Here is an 18,675-nt window from a genome sequence, read left to right on the forward strand (position 1 = left end):
CTCCTATTTATTAAAAATTTTTTTAACTATTTTTTTCATACTTTCGCTAATCTGTTCAGCATTTGTAGGTTTTACAAGATAGTCATCAACTCCTGCTTCAAAGGCTCTTCTTTTCTCATCTTCATCAGCCTCTGTTGTTATCATAACAATAGGAATGTTGGCTATATCAGGGTTTGCCCTTACCTGTTTTATAAACTCTATTCCGTCCATATAGGGCATATTCATATCTGTAAGAATCAAATTTATTCGTTCAAGCCCAAGTTTTTGAAGCGCCTCTATACCATTTTCAGCTGTTACAACCTCATATCCTTTGCTTTTAAGTATCAGAGATATCATCTTTCTTGTTGTTTTATCATCATCCACTATAAGAACTTTCATAATATCCTCCTCACTAAACTTTTTGATATACAACAACTTTATTTATAACTATAGGACGAAATGCTCTTGTAATATTATGAAGACTTTCAGAAGTTCCTACAAAAAGATAACCCTTTGGTCTTAATACATCATAAATAAGCGAAACAGCTTTTTTCTTTGCTTTGTCATCAAAATAAATTAAAACATTCCTGCAAAACACAACATCCAGTCCTTTAAGCTGTTTGACTTCTCTTTCATCTATCAAATTTATGCTCAGAAATTTTACCATTGATTTTATGGCATCAGAAAGAACATACATTCCTCCGCTGTCTTTAAAATATTTTGCCATATACTGAGGTGGAATATTTCTTACAGAATAAGAGCCGTAAATGGCTCTTCTTGCTGACATAAGAACACCTTCACTTATATCAGAAGCGTATATTTCCTTTCTAAATGAGACTAATTCTGGTAAATCATATAAAATCATCGCAATTGTGTAGGGCTCTTCTCCTGTTGAACAGGCAGCAGACCATATCTTTATATCTTTTCTACCCATCTGAGTATTTTCTTTTATAATTTGCGGGATAAGATTTTGAGCAAATACTTCAAACTGCTGGGGTTCTCTGAAAAAAAATGTTTCATTTGTTGTAATAGCATCAAAAAGTCTTGCTATATCATGTTTATTTGCACTGTATCTTAGAAAATAAAGATAGTCTTCAAAATTACGTAGATTTTTTTCCCTTAAAATTCTGCTAAGTCTATTTTCAAGAAAATATTTTTTATTATCAGGCACATAGATACCTGTTTTTTCATATATAAAATCCCTCAACTGTTTAAAAACTTCTTCATTTATTGCTGCGGAAGAGGAAGCAGACATTATGGTCATATTTTCTGTAAAACCTCCTCTATTTTTTCTCTGACTTCTTTATCAGGATGCTGTTTTTTAGATGCCAGAATATCATAAACCTGAGGCATAGAAATCTCTGATAAAGCTTCTACAGCAGCAATTACAACAGGAGGGAAGGGATCGTCTAAGAGAGGAGTAAGTTTTTCAAGAAGAACCTCTGGATCACATGCTTTAGAAATTGATTTTATAGTGTAGTATCTTATCCATGCGTCTTCATCTTTAAGGCATTTAAATAGTTCATCAGAACAGAAATTAGCTTCTCCCAATGCCAGAATAGCTACTTTTTTCAATTCTTTATCGTCAGACTTAATAAATTCAAGAATTTTAGATATAGCTTGCTCTGTTGCAAGTCTTCCAAGTGCATATAAAGCTGTTTTTCGCACTTCTTTGTCTTCGCACTGAACAAGCATATTTAAAATATCAAATGAATATATCACTCCTGCTAAAGCTTGCTTTACTTCTCTTTTATAAGATTTTAGGTTCTCTAAAAACTTTTCCTGGTTAATTGATATAAGAGCTGATACAATAACTTCAATAATATCTGAATATATTTCTCTGTCAAGTAAATTTAAAAGAGGCTCATAAGCCTCAGAAGCTCTTATCATTCCTAAAGCTTCTATCGCAGCTTTTCTCACATTTGCATCCTGATCCTCTATAGATTTTTTTATAAGAGGCTGTATAACTTCTGTGCTACCAATCTCACCAAGTGCCTTTGCAGAGGCAATTCTTATATCCCTCTTTAGATCTTCAAGAAGTTTTATAAGAATTGGAACCGCTTTTTTACTTCTTAATTTACCGAGCACTTTTATAACAAAAGCTTTAGCCCGATATTTAAGTTTATTCTTTTCAATCATTGAAAGGAGTTCATCTTCTGAGTTTATAGAAAGCAATGTTTCTTCTAAAGCCTGTATTTTTTCATCATAATCAAAACAGCTTGGATCAAGACCTCCAGCTTCTTCTACAATAAACGGAACCGCCTCTATGAGATTGGTTAATTTTATACCTTTCAAAGCTATTAGCTTTTCATCCCACTCTTGTTCTTTAAAAATAGAGAGAATCTCTTCTTTCAAATCCTGTCCGTCTGGAATTATGCCTATTCTTATAAGTGCTTTAACGATTTGTTGCTTTTCATCCTTCGTCGCAACAGGAAAATATTTCAAAAGAGGTTCTGCAACTTTTTCAGTTCCTATTTTACCCAGTGTTTCTATTGCTTCTGCTTTAATTAAAATTGATTCTGTGTTTAAAAGAAGTTCACCTATTTTATCTGCAGCTTCTTCTGCCTTTAGTTGGGCAAGTGCCTGTAAAACATAAAAAACCACCCATTCCTCATCTTTCAAACTTTCTATAAGCGCAGGAATTGCCTGTCTATATCCGAGTTCTCCTAAGGCATGAGCAGTAGCAGCTCTGACATTGCCATTTGGGTCTTTAAGTAAAGGGATTAGTTTTGAAGCATCAAAGCCTTTTTTAATATTTGCTATTAAATCAAGTGAAAACTTTCTGATATCAGGGTCTTTATCCTTAAGAAGTTTGTAGAGAAGTTCAGGAGCTTTATGTCCCACTTCTTTAATTATCAAAATTGCTATATTTCTCAAATAAACATCTTCCTCTCTTAAAAGAGGAACAACCATGTATGTAACAACTTCACCTGGATTTATTAGAAAAAAATTATCTTTGCTACCAATAGATATAAGAGCCTGTGCTGCTGCCTCTTGAACAGCGGTATTTTCATCTCTTAGTGCCTTTATCAATGGATAAATCGCTCTTTCATCAGTCAAAGCAAGTTCTTCTGCTGCTTGTCTGCGAACTGAGGAGTCAGGATTATGAAGAAGTTTAAGCACTAATTGCTTTATATTTTTCATTTCTGAACCTCCAGAAGCAATTGATAATATTATACAAAATTTTTTAATTAATCAACTTCTTTTGCAAGAAAATTTTTGAGCTTTAGCAAAGTCTTACCATGAATCTGACTTACTCTGGATAAAGAAATACCTAAAACCTGAGCAATTTCCTTCATGTTTAACTCTTCATAATAATAAAGGGATATGATAAGCTTTTCAGTTTCGGAAAGATTTTCTATTGCAGAAGTTAGTTTTTCCTTTAATTCACGAAATTTTATATCTTCAAAAATATTTTTTTCATCTGAAATAACTTCAAGAAGATTTAGTTTATCTCCATTTTCTCCAACTACAAAACTATCTAAACTTACTATATCAGAAGCTGTTATACTCTGATAAACTTCTTGTAACTCCTCCTGAGTAATATTTAAATAATTAGCCAATTCTTCATCTGTTGGGTCTTTGCCAGACTGTTTTAAATTTTTGTAAGTTTTTTTTACATTTTCTACTTTTTTACGGAATTCTTTTGAAAAAACATCCACTGAACGAATTTCATCCAGTATAGCACCTCTTATCCTGTAGTCTATAAAAGCAACAAGTGGGACATTTAATGAAGGATTATATTTATTTAATGCTTCAAGTAATCCCTTTATTCCAGCAGAAATTAAATCTTCTAACTCTAAAACAGATTGAACAATATGATGGTATCTTAAAGCATAATGCTTTATTTTTGGCAAAAACTGTTTAATGAGGCTCTCTTTATCATCTTCAGAATAAAGCATAAAATTATTTACTTAGTGATTTTTTTAGAAAAAACTGCATTCCTCCTTTTAATAAATCCACATCTCTCTTAAGAAACTGTTTTGCAAGTTCAATAAGCTTTTTTGAAAAATCAGATGTTGGATAAAGAGTTATATAAGGTTTCTGAGCAATAACAGCTTCTTTTATTTTTTCATCGTATGGAAGAGCTCCCAGCCAATCAAGAGTTATCCCAAGAAATCTTTCAGCAACCATTGAAAGTTTCCTGAAGGTCTCCTTTGCTTCCTTATGATTTTTAGTATTGTTCACAACTATACGAAAATTTGTCTCTCCATGTTCTTTATAAAGCACCTTAATCAGTGCATAGGCATCTGCAATTGAAGTTGGTTCAGGAGTAACAATTACAATATTGTCATGGGCAGCAGAACAGAAAAAAGTTACATTATCTGAAATTCCTGCTCCTGTATCAATAAGAAATATATCGTAATCATTATCAATACTTTCAAGCTCTTCAATAATTTTCATTTTATGGACAGATGTAAGTTGAGTTAATTCTCTTATTCCAGAACTCGCTGGAATAATATCAATTCCTTCAGAAGTCTTGACAATAATATCTTTTATTGATTTCTCACCAGAAAGTAAATGTTTTATGTTATATTTCGGTGCTATTCCAAACATTATATCAATGTTACTTAAACCAACATCAGCATCCATTAGAAGCACTCTTTTTTGCATGCTTCTCAATATAAGTGCAATATTTGTTACAAAGTTGGTTTTCCCAACACCTCCCTTCCCGCTTGAAACAGCTACAATTCTCGGGACATTAGTTTGAGCATTAGTTTGCACATACTCCTCCTACAATGAGATTCGTTATCGTATCAGGTGGCAATACTTTAACTTGAGGCTCTCCATATGCCCCAGAAGTAATAAAGCTTACAGGTTTCCCTGATAAAACTGACAGATTATATAAATTCCCATAAGTTTGCGCTAAATCAATCTTACTAAAACCTATGCAATCAACTGAAGCAGTATCCATTGTTTTTAATATCTTGAAGCTTGATTGCATTGACATTGATGCATCCATAATAAGACATTTTTTTATAGGCATATCCTTCAACAGATTTTTAAGTTCTCCTGCAAGACTTATATTTACATCTCCGGGAGTATCAATAAGTAAATTTTTTTTATCAATTTCTTTATGCATTATTTTATAAAGTTCTTTTGGTTCATTTATAAATTTTGCCTCACATTTTAGCTTTAATGCTACTTCTTTTATATAAGCCACAGATGAAATTCTCTGGTCAAGAGAAATAAGCATTATCTTCTTGTTATTGTCTTTTAAACTTTGTCCTATTTTAAAAATTGTAGTTGTTTTTCCAACTCCAGGAAGTCCATAAAAAATGTATCCCTTTTCTTCATCAAAATTATTCCTACAGGTTTTTAATTCATTTTCAATAGCCATTCTTAATTCATTCATATCATTAGCTTTTTCCAGAAGCATTAATGCAAGATATGGTTCAACATTGTTTTTTATCAGAAAATTATAAAGTCCTCTTTTAGAAATATCATCAAGCGAAGGAAATAGTTTTGTAATGCTCTCTCTCAAAAGACTTACCTCAGCTTTAAGCTTTTCTATTTCTTTAAATACTCCGTGGTCAAATTTCCATGAATCTTCAGTCTGCAGTCTGTGCCCCAATGTCTCCTGAGCAGTAAAAGTTTCTTCTTCATCTATGGCAGCAGTAATTTCTATAAAAGAATTATTTGAAAGAGGCTCTTTTTTAGAGGAAGTTGATAAAATCACAGCATTTGGTCCCATCTCTTTTTTAACTGTTTCTAAAACTTCTTTAAAAGTTCTACCCTGAAACTTTTTTATTTTCATCATTTTCCTCCTAATTAAGTTTTACTGTGCCAAACATAAGTATTTTTACTCCAGGAGCTATTTCCTGTGGCGAAAGAACAGGTAAAGATGGTGCAATTCTTTCAATTGCTCTCTTTATAAATCTTCTTATTGACTGCGAACATATCAACACAGGCTGATAACCCTTTACAGTTGCCTCATCAGCCATCTTCTTTACATTTTCAATGGTTTTTTCCATTAACAAAGGATCTGTAGCAAAATTTATACCCTGTGGTGTTGTCTGGAGAGATTCAATAAATGTCCTCTCAAGAGATGGCTCAAAAAGAATTGCAGAAATAGAACCGTCAGGATTTTGGACACTTTTTGTTATTCTTCTTGACAGTGCCTGTCTAACATGCTCTGTTAAAATGTCAGGGTCTTTAGTTACATTAGCATACTCCGAAAGGGTTTCAAGTATTGTCTGTAAATCTTTTATTGATACCCTTTCCCTTAATAGATTCTGAAGCACTTTCTGCACCTGAGAGAGTGTTAAAAGATTTGGAATCAAATCATCAACAACTCTTGGATGAGTTTTAGCAAGATTATCAAGTAATCTTTGAGTTTCTTGTTTTCCGAGTAATTCATAACCATAATTTTTAAGAACTTCTCTCAAATGGGTAACTATAACTGATGAAGCATCAACAACAGTAAATCCAAGCATCTGTGCTTTTGAAACATCTTTTTCTTCAATCCACAATGCATCTACTCCAAAAGCAGGGTCTTTTGTAGGAATTCCATCAATATCCTGTCCAGGGCGGGCACCTATTGCAAGAAATCTTCCAAGAATTATTTCAGAAGTTGCTATCTCAACTCCCTTTATAAGAATGCTGTATTGAGAAGGTTTGAGCATTAAATTATCTTTTATATGTATTGATGGAACAATGTAACCCATTTCCATTGCAATCTGTTTTCTAAGAGAACGAATCCTTTCTACAAGAGAACTTTCTCCCTCAACAAGTGGAATAAGATTATAGCCAATCTCAAGAGAGATAGGATCAACCCTGAGAAGGCTTTCAAGTTGAGCTTCCATTGAAACAGGTTTTTCCTCTACAGGAGGCGGAGGAAGTGCTTCTTTTTCCTTTTTCTCTTTACTTATCATTAAATAAGCAATTGCACCCGATACCACGGCTATAATTATAAAAGGAAGATGAGGTAAGCCCGGAATCAACCCAAGCAAAAGAAGTACTCCAGATGCTGTTGCCAATGTTTTAGGATTTTTAAAAAGCTGCTGAAGTATATCCTGCCCAAGATTTGATTCCGTTGCTGCTCTGCTAACAACTATTCCTGCTGCAGTTGATGTAATAAGAGCAGGAACCTGCGCAGCCAATCCATCACCAATTGTAAGTATTACATATGTCTGAACAGCATCTCCAATTGGCATACCTTTTTGAAGCACTCCAATGAGTATTCCTCCAATAATGTTTATAATCATAATTATTATGGCAGCAATTGCATCACCTCTAATGAATTTACTTGCTCCATCCATTGCTCCATAAAAGTCTGCTTCTCTGCTTATTTCTTCCCTTCGGCGTCTTGCTTCCTTTTCATCAATAAGTCCTGCATTTAAATCTGCATCAATGCTCATCTGTTTACCAGGCATGGCGTCAAGAGTAAAACGGGCAGACACTTCTGCAATTCTTCCAGCTCCTTTGGTTATTACAATAAAGTTAATAATTACAAGAATTAAAAAAACTATCAAACCAACTACAAAATTTCCACTTACAACAAACTCTCCAAATGCTTTTATAACCTTACCTGCTGCTTCTGTGCCAAGCTCACCTCTTGTTAAAATCAGACGAGTTGATGCAATGTTAAGAGAAAGTCTCATAAGTGTAGCAATTAATAAAACAGAAGGAAACACTGAAAAATCAAGGGGTTTTCTCACATAGGAAGCTACCAAAATAATCAAAATTGAGAGGGTTATGCTCATTGTAAGGGATAAATCAAGCATAAATGGAGGAATGGGAACAATCATGAATATCAATATAAGAATTATTCCAACTGCAACAAGCACATCACTTCTTATGTAATTCATAATATTCATGCGATCTGTCTTCCTTTAATTTTATAAACAGTAGCTAAAATAGTAGCTACTGCTTTATAGAGTGCTTCAGGAATTTCCTCTCCAAGAGGAATTCTATACAAAGCCCTTGCAAGGGGCTTGTTTTCATATATGGGTACGCCCGAAGCTCTTGCTATCTCTTTTATCCTTTCCGCAAGAAGATTTGCTCCCTTTGCCACAACCGCAGGTGCATTCATATTTTTTGAGTCATACTTTATGCAAACAGCAAGATGCAAAGGGTTTGTAATAACAACATCAGCCTTTGGAACTTCCTGCATCATTCTTTTACGTGCCATCTCTCTCTGTAAGCTTCTTATTCTTGCTCTTACCATTGGTGAACCTTCTGTTTCTTTGAATTCTTCTTTTATTTCCTGTTTTGTCATTCTTAAATTTCTCTCATACTGCCATCTTTGATATGCAAAATCTATACCTGCAAAAACAGTAAGCATTATAAGACAAGCAAGTATGAGTTGATAAATTTTTTGAAATGAAATACCTGCAATAGCCTTTACATCCATATCAATCAAAAGTGGCAGAATATTGACATCTTTTTTCAGAACAAAATATATAACTATACCAAGAGCAACCAATTTTAAAATACCCTTTATGGTCTCAAACAAAGCATTCAGGGAAAAAAGTTTTTTTATGCCTTTTAATGGACTTATCTTTGATACATCAGGAACTAATGTTGCTCCTGTAAAAAGAAAACCTGTTTGAATAAAATGAACAAGCAAAACACCAAAAAGAAGTACTCCTCCAATTGGAAGAAATTGAATAAAATACCATTTTATTTCATCTTTTATTATTGTAATTATAGCACTTGCAACAAACTCTGGATTTTTAACTCTTGTAAATGCCTCTTTCATATGTTGCATTATTGAGATTAAAAATGTGCCAGAAAAAACAAAATAAAGGAAAATCATCCACGTTCCTATGATACCAGTAAGTTCTCTACTTCGGGGGACTTCACCCTTTTGCCGAGCTTTTTCTCGCCTTCGCGGGGTAGCCTGTTCAGTTCGTTCTTGCAGTTCTTCTGGCATAGCTTACCTCAAAAGACCAAATAAAGCATCTTTAAGATTTATAAATGCCTTTGAAAGAACCATTGTGAAAATAGGAATGCTCAACCACATAACTGCAATACCCGTAGCAAGCAAAAGCGGGAATCCGACAAAAAAAACATTTGCCTGAGGCATAATCCTTGATAAAAATCCAAGTCCTATATTCATAAGAACCTGAACAAGTAAAACAGGAGCAGCGAGTTTTAAAGCAAGAGGGAACATAATATAGGAAAAGGCTATTATATTTCCTGAAAAAGAAAATTTTATAGGAAATTCAAAAGTCTTAACTATCATTTCAACAAAACTCAGATGTAAATCTAAAGAGAAAAAAAGAGCAATTGTGAACATCTCATAGAAAATACTAAGAGGTCCCATAAGTTCACCAAACTGAGGATTAAAAACATTTGCAATAGTAAAACCAATCTGCATACTCATCCATTGAGAAGCTATCTCAACTGCAGCAATAATAACCCTTACCATGATACCTATAGCCATTCCAAAAACAACAGCATTAAACAGAGAAATAAGCAAATTTTCCTCTTTTACATGTATAAAAGGAATAATAGCAAGAGATATAGAAAGAGCAAAAAAGAATCTAAACATTATTGGAACAGTCCTACTGCCAATGTATGGAAGAAAGAAAAGTATTATAGAAACCCTTATGAAAACAGGAATAAAACTATAAAAATTCGTTGTAAGAAGTTCTAAGTAGTTCATTTAACATACATGGGAAGGTTTTCAAAAATTCCCCTTGTAAATTTCGTCATTATATTGACCATCCAGGGAATTGTAAGAAGCAATGTTAAAAAAACAGCAATAACCTTTGGAACAAAGCTTATTGTCATCTCCTGTAACTGGGTTATTGCCTGAAATAGTCCTATAATAAGACCAACAAGAAGGCTTACAAGTAACACAGGACCTCCAACCAGAAGAATGGTTTCAAAGGTCTGTTTTGAAATATAGTTTAAAAATTCTACTGTCATTTAAATCCTCCTGCAAGTGAGCCTATAATCAATTGCCATCCATCAACTAAAACAAAAAGCAATAACTTAAAAGGCATTGATATCATAACTGGTGGAACCATAAACATTCCCATAGATAGCAATATGCTTGCCACAACAATATCAATAACCAAAAAAGGAAGGAAGATTAAAAATCCGATTTCAAAAGCCCTTTTAAGTTCACCAAGAGCAAAGGCAGGAACAACAATTTTCATCGGTAAATCCATAGGAGTTGCAGGTTTGACTTCTGTTTTTGAAAGTTTGAAAAACAGGGCAAGGTCTTTTTCTCTTGTCTGCTTCAGCATAAACTCTTTAAATGGAACTGATGCTTTACTTATCGCCTCTTCCATGTTTATCTCTTTTTTTGACAGTGGTAAGTAAGCTTCATTGTAAACTCTGTCAACTGTTGGAGACATAATAAAAAGGGTAAGAAACAATGCAAGCCCGATTATAACTTGATTCGGAGGAACTGAAGGAGTTCCAAGTGCCTGTCTTAACAGAGAAAGAACAATAACAATTCTTGTAAAAGATGTCATCATGATTAATACTGCTGGTAGAAAGCTTAACAGAGTTATAAATACAAGAATGTCAATGGCACTTGAAAAACCAAATAACCCTCCTTGAGCAGACTGAGGTGCAGCAAAACAAAGTGTTGGAGATAAAATTAAAAGACAGCTAAATAAACCTCCTTTGAATATCCTTTGCCAGAGAGTTCTTCTCTCCTCTGTCTGCTCTTCAAAGATTGCCTTAATCTTTGAAGAATCAAGTTTACTTATCAGATTAATTCCATGCTCCGATATCCCAACCAAAAGATATTCATCAAAGGCTTTTACCACACCTATACCTTTTTTATAACCTATTGGCTGATAGTAAATAATCTGAATAAATCCCTTTCCTGGATTTATCTTGTTTTTCATTAATCGCAAAACAATATATAGGGCTACAATAATAAAAATTAAGGATAATATGGCTTTAAAATATTCCATTGTATCCTCTCAACCAAGCTGTTTTACTCTTTCTTGAGGGCTTATAATATCTGTAATTCTTATGCCGAACTTTTCATTTACTACAACTACCTCACCTCTTCCAACAAGCTTGCCATTGACATAAACTTCCATTGGTTCGCCAGCGAGTTTATCAAGGGCAACAACAGAACCCTGAGTTAATTGAAGAAGTTCCTGAACAAGAATTCTTGTTCTTCCGATAACAACTACCAGTTCAAGAGGAATATCAAGAATAAAATCAATATCTCTTGTCTTTGGTTTTTCTTCAGTAACGGTAAATTCATCTATATGAGGTGACTGAACTTCCTCTTTTGCTTTCATTGCCTTTTCCATCTCAAGAGCTTTTGCCATATCAAGCTCTTCTTCAAGTTCTTCCTGAGATGATTGTTGCTGAACCTCCTTTTCCTCCATTTTATGCCTCCTTTATTATTTTTATTGCATAATTTCCCTTAAATGTTCCTAATTTGCCTTTAAATTTAGGAACACCTTCTACAAGCAAATCCACTTCTTCGTCTATTCTTCTTTGAAGAGTGACAATGTCACCTGATTTAAGGTCTAATAATGTTTTAAAGTCTATAGTTACTTTGCCTAAAATAGCTTCAACCTGCACAGGTGCATTTTTTATTTGTGCCTTAAGTCTTCCTATCCATTTCATATCCATTTCATCTCTGTCTGCAAGAAAGGCACTATAAAGTTTTTCTTTTATAGGTTCTACTGAAGAATAGGGAATGCAAACCATAATTTTACACTCTCTTGTTTCTATTTCAAGGGTAAACTCTGTTTCAATTACCACATCAACAGGGGTGACTATTGTAACAAATTGAGGATTCATCTCTGTTCTTATAAAATGAGGTTTTATCTGGAAAATAGGCTTCCATGCTTCCTCCATACTTTCAAGAAACATCATAACAACCTTGTGAATTATTCTTTGCTCGATAGGCGTAAACTCTCTTCCTTCTGGTTTGTAATAACCTTTTCCTGAGCCGCCAAAATAAAATTCAATTAGAGTAAAAATCATAGGCGCATCAAAAACAACGAGACTAAAACCTCTGAGAGGTTCAAGTTTTATAATATTTAGACTTGAAGGAAAAGGAACAGAGCGGAGAAAATCATAGAATTTTGTAATATTTACATTTACATTTATCACATCTACTATTTTTCTTATGTCTGAGGCAAGACTTACTCTGAAACTTCTTGCAAGACGCTCATTTATAATATCCAAAGAGGGCATCTTGCCGCGAACAATCTTTTCCTGAGAAGTAAAATCATAGGGTCTAACTCCAGAAGGAGCTTCTGCTGTTTCTGTCTCAACCTCTCCTCCTGAAATGCCCTTTAGCAGAGCATCAATCTCATCTTGGGATAAAATCTCGTCGTCTGGCATGGCTACTGCATTACAAAATCTGTAAGATAAACATTTATAACTGTACCTTCACCAAGAATCTGATTCGCTCTTTGTTTTATCTCGTCTTTAAGAAGCAATTTACCCTCAGGAGTAATCAATTCGTCAGATGTTTTATTTGTTAAAAGAGTTATTATAGCATCCCTTATCTGTGGCGTTTTGTTTTTTGCCTGTTCAGCCAACTTTGCATCAGAAAGTTCAATCTGCACAGAAACTTTAAGATATTTAGTTCCACTTTGATCCATCAAATTTACAACAAACGGTTCAAGAGCAAAATTTATACCCTGAACTTCTTTTGAATCCTTCGTAGCAGAGCCTTTGCCATGTTCTGCACCTTTACCAGTTAGAAAAAAATAAGCTCCTCCTGCTCCAACTATTAAAACTATCGCAGCAATAATAATCAGCAATGGAAATTTAGTTTTTTTCTTAGGTTTTTCAGGTTGTTCCTTAGGCTGTAGTTCTTCCTCTTCTAACTTTGTAGCTTTTTCTTTTGCCATACTCCTTCCTCCTTTTATTCTTTTTAGGTCTATTTTTCAATTACCTCCAATTGTCATTCCGAGGCTGCGGAAGCAGCCGAGGAATCTCCTCCTTTTTTCTATTGCATCAAAGAGAGATTCCTCGCACCCATTAAGGGCGATTGGAATGACTGTTAGTAATTGAATACCCTCTTCTTTTCTAAATTAAAATATTTAGCATAGTTTATGCCAGATTTTGTAAATTATATAAAAGTCAATAGATAAAAGCTTTATAGAAGTTAAATTCTGTGCCAATTTTTTGACGATTTGAATTTTCTTTTTGACAGCATTATCTTAAAAACCATTTTTTTATTTCATCAAGAGAGATAAACTTTCTTACAGGTCTTCCATGAGGACAGTGTTCAGGATCAGAAGTTCTTTCAAGTTCCTGAAGTAAAGCCTTAATTTCAAAATGGTTAATTTTCTCATTTGCCCTTAAAGAGCTATGACATGCTATTGTTGCTGCAATTTTTCTTTTTATCTCAATAAAATCTGGTGTAGATGTTCCTTCTTTAAGTGTTAATGCGATATTTTCAATCATTCCTGCTATATCTATATATTTAATAATCTCAGGTAATGCTCTTATTACTATTGAATTTTCTCCAAAATCTTCAGCTTCAATGCCGAGTTCATTGAGTATGTGTAGATTTTCTTTTATTAAAACATAATCCTGCGGATTTAAGTTTATAACATGGGGAAAAGTAAGTTTTACAATTTGTTCACTCATTTTATTTAAAATCTTCTCAAAATTTACCCTCTCATGCGCTGCATGGAAGTCAAGAAAGACAATTCCATCCACCCTTTGAATCACAACAATTGCGTCACCAATACTGAAAAAGTGAAAAATTTCTTCTTTGTTAAAAATTGACTCTGTATAAAATGCAGAAATTTGAGATATTGAAGACAAATCTGCATTTACCTTCCACTGATTGGTCTCTTCTGCAATCATTGATGATTTAACTTGATATTCACTCATTCTAAAAATAAGCTGATGAATTATTTGGGGTTCACGAAATCTTACTTCTTTTTTTGCAGGATGAACATTAAAATCTACATCCTCTGGTGGAAGATTTATAAAAATAAAAAACTGAGGATGATTTTCATTGATATGAAAAGCTTTATATATAGTATTAACAATTGAAAAATCTTTTACAGGCCTGCGGTTTACAAAGATTAATTGTCTACCCTTGGATTTTCTCAGAAGTTCTTCTCCGCCAAGAAATAACTCAATTTTATAGTTATCTTTTGAAATTGTTTTAAACTTAAGCTTCTCTGTAAATTCTAAACCAAAAACCTGTGATATTCTATCATATAAAGTTTTTACCTGAGGTATATTTAAAACTTCTTCTCTATCAATAAATAAAGAAAAGGAAATTTCTGGATAGGCAAGACAGTAATTCTGGACTGTTTCAATAATATGTGCTTTTTCAGTATAAGAAGATTTAAGAAACTTTCTTCTGACAGGTGTATTAAAAAAGAGATCTCTAATCTCTACTGTTGTTCCCTTAGTAACTACAGGCTTCTGCGATACTAAATTACCTCCCGTAAGATAAACCTCTGTACCTGTGTCTTCATCTTTATACTGGGTAATAATTTTGAGCTTGCTTACATTTGCTATTGAGTAAAGAGCTTCACCTCTGAATCCGAGAGAAGAGATTCTTTGAAGGTCCTTTTCATCTTTTATTTTACTCGTTGCATGTCTCTGAAAAGCCAATATAACATCATCCGATGGAATTCCTTCTCCATCATCTATTACTTTTATTTCAGCAATTCCAAATTCCTTTATATAAACAGATATAGAGTTCGCACCTGCGTCTATTGAGTTTTCAATCAGTTCTTTTACTACTGAGGCTGGTCTTTCTACAACCTCTCCTGCTGAAATTTTCCCGACAATAGTCTCAGGAAGTATTTTAATTCTATTCAATATACTCTACCACCACGGAGGATATCCATACTCAAACCACCAACCAGGAGAACCATACCAAAACCATATTGAAGGATGCCAGTAATAATTAGGATAGTATTTTGTTTTTTTCCACAGATACGTTGCCTGAGCCTCAATAACAGGAAAAATGTAAGGCATTGTATCAATCTTGCCCTCTTGCAGTCCTTTAAATCTCCCGGCAACTGTTAGTAGTCTTCCTTTTGAGTAAACAGCACAGTCAAGAAAATTTTTTGATTTTACAATAAATCTTCCCTCTGAAGCATCTGTCTCTTCTGGATAACCTTCTCTATCAAGAGGTAAATGAAGAATCTCAAAAACTGTTCCATCCTGAGTATTGATACAATTTGTAATTCTTCCACCCCATAAAAGAGATATATCCTTGTATTTGTCAGGATTATCTTTAACGACTTTGAAAGGCACATCTTTTAATGAAGGAATATCCTGTAAAGGTTTAGGCAAAGTTGCACAACTGAATACAAAAAACAATGAAATTACTAATATAAAAAATTTAACAGAAATAAAAAACTTCTGTAACATAGTTTATTATATCAATTGGATTACAAAGAATCAAAATTATGGAATTTACTTTGTTATTACCTCTTTAAATAGTCTGTAAGTTTTTTGGTATTCAGCATAAGCCTTTTTAAAAATTATAGGGAAGTTGTTCAAATCTTTAAGATTTATAATGAAATCTACGCCTTGAACAAATGCATAAAGCCTATCCATTGTTGCTATTGAATTACTTAGAGAAAATACAATAATCTCTCTTCTCCGATACATCGGAAAAGATAATATTTCCTTGATTATTTCACTGTATTCTTGCCCTATTATAATTAAAACTACGTCTTCAAGTCCGATCATCCCTAAAGCCTCTTCATTATTTGAAGGGCTAAGGCATTCAAAGCCTAATGACCTTAGATAATCAGATAAAGTTTGTTGGATTTCCTTATTGTTTTCGCATATAACAGCTTTTGGCATATTCCATCCTTTTATTTTTTATCATAATCTATATCAAGTTTTAATCCTTCAATATCTGTAGTCTTTTCTCCCCTTTGAGATTTGATTTTATCTATTTCCATAATAACCTTGGATCTTCTTGATGCAAATGCTATAGCTGTTTCTTCAGTTATTAAGCCTTCTTTATAGCATTTAAGAATTGACTGGTCAAAGGTATGCATTCCAGCAGCTTCTGAAGTCTCTATTATGTCATAAAAAGTTTTTTCAGCAGTTTCACCGTTTATAATTAATTCCCTCACTCTTAAAGTATTCCGCATTATTTCTGTTACAGCTACTCTTCCTTTGTCAATTCTTGGTAGAAGCCTCTGTCCTACAACCCATTTAAGTGTATCTGAAATCCTGAGCCTTATATAGGACTCATCATCAGGCGGAAACATTCCAACTATTCTTCCAATCGTCTGTCCTGCATCTGTGGTATGAAGTGTGCTCAGAACAAGATGTCCTGTTTCAGCTGCCATAATGGCTATTTCAAGCGTTTCCCTATCTCTTATTTCTCCAACAAGTATTACATGTGGAGCTTGTCTGAGTGCAGCACGAAGCCCGTCTGCAAAATTATGGAAGTCTACTCCAAGTTCCCTCTGATTAAATGTTGATTTTTTATGGGGGTGTACAAACTCAACAGGATCTTCAAGAGTTATTATATGAGATGCTCTTGTCTCATTAATGATATTTAAAATTGCCGCAAGCGTTGAAGATTTACCAGAACCTGTTGCTCCTGTAACTAAAACAAGTCCCATTCTTTCTTTTGCAATCTCTTTAATTATAGGAGGCAATCGCAGTTCTTCAACTGTAGGTATCTTCACAGGAAGCTTCCTCATAACAATTGAGTAACTTCCTCTCTGAGAAAAAATATTCACCCTAAATCTTGCTTTCTGTATAGCATAGCTTGTATCACAGTATCCATCTTTTATAAGATTTTCAATAAGTCTTTTTTGGTTATTCATCAGGATTAGAGCTATTCTTTCTGTATGAAAAGGAATAAGAGATTCAATCGGAACATTTTTCAATTGAACAGGTTTTAGTTCACCCCAATGAAGCACCTGAAAGGGTCTTCCAACTGTAAAAACAATATCTGATAATTCAGGACAGGTCTCACAAATTTTATCAAGAATATAATCAAATTCCTGTTTCCTCATGTAAGTCCTTCTTGAGGAACTTCTTTAAGAAATTTAACAAATTTCTGCTTGTCCGTTGCTCTTTCATAGGCATCCTCTGGTGCAATTTTGCCTTCCTGAAGAAGTTGCAATAAAGTATCATCCATTGTCTGCATGCCTATTTTTTTGCTTGTCTGCATAATTGAGAGTATTTGATGGGTTTTTCCCTCTCTTATAAGATTTGCAACAGCATAGGTGTTAATCAAAATCTCACATGCTGCAACTCTTCCCTTACCATCAGCCCTTTTTAAAAGTGTCTGAGCAACAACTGCTTGCAAAGACTCACTTAGAGATGTCCTTACCTGCGCCTGCTGTTCAGGTGGAAAAACATCAATAATTCTATCAACTGTTTTAATGGCTGATGAAGTATGAAGTGTACTGAATACAAGATGTCCTGTAGCAGCAGCTTCCAGAGCAAGCTGAATTGTCTCCATGTCTCTCATCTCACCAACCAAAACTATATCTGGGTCTTCTCTAAGAGCAGCTCTTAAGGCTTTCGCAAAGCTTTCTGTATGAGTTCCTACTTCTCTGTAAGAGATAACGCAGCCTTTATTCGGATGAACAAACTCTATGGGGTCTTCAATAGTTATTATTCTTTCTTTTCTGTTACTGTTTGCATAATCAATAATAGCAGCAAGGGTTGTTGATTTTCCTGAACCTGTAGGACCTGTAACAAGAACAATTCCCTTTTTAAGCATTGCGAACTTTTTTAATACAACTGGCAACCCAAGCTGATCAATTGTTTTTATTTCATTAGGAATGTGCCTGAATGCTGCGCCAATTCCTTCCTTATGCATAAAATAGTTAACACGAAAACGAGCAACACCAGGTATTTCATGAGCAAAATCAAGATCTCCTGTTTCCTCAAATATTTTGATTTTTTCCTCTGGTGTAATTTCATAAAGAAACTTCCTAAGTTCATCATTATCAAGAACTTTATACTGAACCCTGACAAGCTCTCCGTGAATTCTTAAAACTGGCTGACTTCCAGCAACAAGATGAAGATCACTTGCTTTGTTTTCAAGCATTAGTTTAAAAAAGGCATCTATCCGAGCCATGTAAAAATTATAGCATGATTTGAGGAAGAAGTGAACTCATGTTATACTAAAAAATTGTAAAATGACTATTGAGCTTATTATCTTTGACTTAGACGGTACACTTGTAGACTCCTGCAAGGATATAACTCAAGCATTGAACTATTGTTTTAAAAAAAGAGGAATTGAAGGCTTTTCACAAGAGGAAGTAAAAAAAATGGTTGGAGAAGGTGTTAATCGCCTTATAGAAAAAGCTTTACAACTAAGAAAACTTTCTCTGCCTGTTCAGGATTTAGTTGAATGTTTCATAAACTATTACAAAAAACACATAGCAGACTTTTCCATAGTATATCCTAATGTGAGAGAAACCCTTGAGAAATTGCAAGGAATTAAAAAAGCGGTGATTTCCAATAAGCTCACTGAATTAAGCATTAAAACACTTGAAACTCTTGGACTTTTAGAATACTTTGATTTTATAGCTGGAAGTGACCTTTTTGCTGAAAGAAAACCCTCACCAGTTCCAATTATTGAAACAATAAAAAGGTTTAATACCTCTCCAGATAAAACAATAATTGTTGGAGACAGCGAGCTTGACATTAAGGCAGGGACATTAGCAGGAGTTAAAACAGTAGCTGTTACATACGGATATAGAGAAAAAGCACTTCTAAAGAATGCTGATTTTATAATTGATAAATTTAGTGATTTAATAACCATTGCCAGGACATTGTAAT

At 33.8% G+C, this 18,675-nt stretch carries 20 protein-coding genes; 1 reads left to right on the forward strand and 19 read right to left on the reverse strand.

The genetic code is table 11. The annotated features are described in order from the left end of the window. Positions 1–3: 3 nt before the first annotated feature. From THEYE_RS10205 to THEYE_RS10295, 19 genes are all read right to left on the reverse strand, one after another. Positions 4–378, reverse strand: a complete 375-nt coding sequence (locus tag THEYE_RS10205; RefSeq protein ID WP_012545197.1) for a response regulator — start codon at positions 376–378, stop codon at positions 4–6. Between the two features lie 13 nt (positions 379–391). Then, positions 392–1,243, reverse strand: a complete 852-nt coding sequence (locus THEYE_RS10210) for a CheR family methyltransferase (RefSeq protein ID WP_012545471.1) — start codon at positions 1,241–1,243, stop codon at positions 392–394. Continuing rightward, positions 1,240–3,123: a HEAT repeat domain-containing protein gene (locus THEYE_RS10215; protein ID WP_012545728.1), complete on the reverse strand. Its 1,884-nt coding sequence runs from the start codon at positions 3,121–3,123 to the stop codon at positions 1,240–1,242. The genes THEYE_RS10210 and THEYE_RS10215 overlap by 4 nt, the downstream gene beginning before the upstream one ends. Positions 3,124–3,170: 47 nt before the next feature. After that, on the reverse strand, positions 3,171–3,881 hold the full coding sequence (locus THEYE_RS10220) for a sigma-70 family RNA polymerase sigma factor (RefSeq protein ID WP_012546657.1): 711 nt from the start codon (positions 3,879–3,881) through the stop codon (positions 3,171–3,173). A gap of 4 nt (positions 3,882–3,885) precedes the next feature. Then, entirely contained in the window at positions 3,886–4,704 is an 819-nt protein-coding gene (locus THEYE_RS10225; RefSeq protein ID WP_012545992.1) for a MinD/ParA family protein, read from the reverse strand. After that, positions 4,694–5,737 carry a flagellar biosynthesis protein FlhF gene (locus THEYE_RS10230; RefSeq protein ID WP_012545280.1) on the reverse strand — a complete coding sequence of 348 codons (1,044 nt, stop codon included), beginning with the start codon at positions 5,735–5,737 and terminating at the stop codon, positions 4,694–4,696. Before THEYE_RS10230 ends, THEYE_RS10225 begins: the two co-directional genes overlap by 11 nt. 10 nt (positions 5,738–5,747) lie before the next feature. Next, the gene (flhA, locus tag THEYE_RS10235; RefSeq protein ID WP_206768427.1) at positions 5,748–7,790 is read right to left on the reverse strand and encodes a flagellar biosynthesis protein FlhA; all 2,043 of its coding nucleotides are present in this window, start codon (positions 7,788–7,790) and stop codon (positions 5,748–5,750) included. A 5-nt stretch (positions 7,791–7,795) separates the two neighbouring features. Next, positions 7,796–8,857: a flagellar biosynthesis protein FlhB gene (gene flhB, locus THEYE_RS10240; RefSeq protein ID WP_012545442.1), complete on the reverse strand. Its 1,062-nt coding sequence runs from the start codon at positions 8,855–8,857 to the stop codon at positions 7,796–7,798. Between the two features lie 3 nt (positions 8,858–8,860). Further along, positions 8,861–9,592, reverse strand: a complete 732-nt coding sequence (locus THEYE_RS10245) for a flagellar biosynthetic protein FliR (RefSeq protein WP_012545011.1) — start codon at positions 9,590–9,592, stop codon at positions 8,861–8,863. Next, positions 9,589–9,858 carry a flagellar biosynthesis protein FliQ gene (fliQ, locus tag THEYE_RS10250; RefSeq protein ID WP_012546140.1) on the reverse strand — a complete coding sequence of 90 codons (270 nt, stop codon included), beginning with the start codon at positions 9,856–9,858 and terminating at the stop codon, positions 9,589–9,591. The genes THEYE_RS10245 and fliQ overlap by 4 nt, the downstream gene beginning before the upstream one ends. After that, positions 9,855–10,862, reverse strand: a complete 1,008-nt coding sequence (fliP, locus tag THEYE_RS10625; RefSeq protein WP_012545201.1) for a flagellar type III secretion system pore protein FliP — start codon at positions 10,860–10,862, stop codon at positions 9,855–9,857. The genes fliQ and fliP overlap by 4 nt, the downstream gene beginning before the upstream one ends. A gap of 9 nt (positions 10,863–10,871) precedes the next feature. Beyond that, on the reverse strand, positions 10,872–11,291 hold the full coding sequence (fliN, locus tag THEYE_RS10260; protein WP_012546327.1) for a flagellar motor switch protein FliN: 420 nt from the start codon (positions 11,289–11,291) through the stop codon (positions 10,872–10,874). A 1-nt stretch (position 11,292) separates the two neighbouring features. Beyond that, the gene (gene fliM / locus THEYE_RS10265; RefSeq protein WP_012545847.1) at positions 11,293–12,261 is read right to left on the reverse strand and encodes a flagellar motor switch protein FliM; all 969 of its coding nucleotides are present in this window, start codon (positions 12,259–12,261) and stop codon (positions 11,293–11,295) included. 2 nt (positions 12,262–12,263) lie between these two features. Then, positions 12,264–12,776 carry a flagellar basal body-associated FliL family protein gene (locus THEYE_RS10270; RefSeq protein ID WP_012546721.1) on the reverse strand — a complete coding sequence of 171 codons (513 nt, stop codon included), beginning with the start codon at positions 12,774–12,776 and terminating at the stop codon, positions 12,264–12,266. A gap of 307 nt (positions 12,777–13,083) precedes the next feature. Continuing rightward, on the reverse strand, positions 13,084–14,718 hold the full coding sequence (mutL, locus tag THEYE_RS10275; protein WP_012546175.1) for a DNA mismatch repair endonuclease MutL: 1,635 nt from the start codon (positions 14,716–14,718) through the stop codon (positions 13,084–13,086). 6 nt (positions 14,719–14,724) lie between these two features. Beyond that, the gene (locus THEYE_RS10280) at positions 14,725–15,276 is read right to left on the reverse strand and encodes a Slp family lipoprotein (protein WP_012545495.1); all 552 of its coding nucleotides are present in this window, start codon (positions 15,274–15,276) and stop codon (positions 14,725–14,727) included. Between the two features lie 45 nt (positions 15,277–15,321). Next, on the reverse strand, positions 15,322–15,717 hold the full coding sequence (locus tag THEYE_RS10285) for a response regulator (protein ID WP_012546370.1): 396 nt from the start codon (positions 15,715–15,717) through the stop codon (positions 15,322–15,324). Between the two features lie 11 nt (positions 15,718–15,728). Next, on the reverse strand, positions 15,729–16,892 hold the full coding sequence (locus THEYE_RS10290; RefSeq protein ID WP_012545245.1) for a type IV pilus twitching motility protein PilT: 1,164 nt from the start codon (positions 16,890–16,892) through the stop codon (positions 15,729–15,731). Beyond that, positions 16,889–17,968 (reverse strand): type IV pilus twitching motility protein PilT, encoded by a 1,080-nt coding sequence (locus THEYE_RS10295; RefSeq protein WP_012546105.1) that lies wholly within the window; start codon positions 17,966–17,968, stop codon positions 16,889–16,891. The genes THEYE_RS10290 and THEYE_RS10295 overlap by 4 nt, the downstream gene beginning before the upstream one ends. Positions 17,969–18,029: 61 nt before the next feature. Between THEYE_RS10295 and THEYE_RS10300 the strand changes: the two genes are divergently transcribed. After that, positions 18,030–18,674 (forward strand): HAD family hydrolase, encoded by a 645-nt coding sequence (locus tag THEYE_RS10300; protein WP_012545723.1) that lies wholly within the window; start codon positions 18,030–18,032, stop codon positions 18,672–18,674. The last annotated feature ends 1 nt before the right edge of the window (position 18,675 follow it).

Source organism: Thermodesulfovibrio yellowstonii DSM 11347, from assembly GCF_000020985.1.
GTDB lineage: Bacteria > Nitrospirota > Thermodesulfovibrionia > Thermodesulfovibrionales > Thermodesulfovibrionaceae > Thermodesulfovibrio > Thermodesulfovibrio yellowstonii.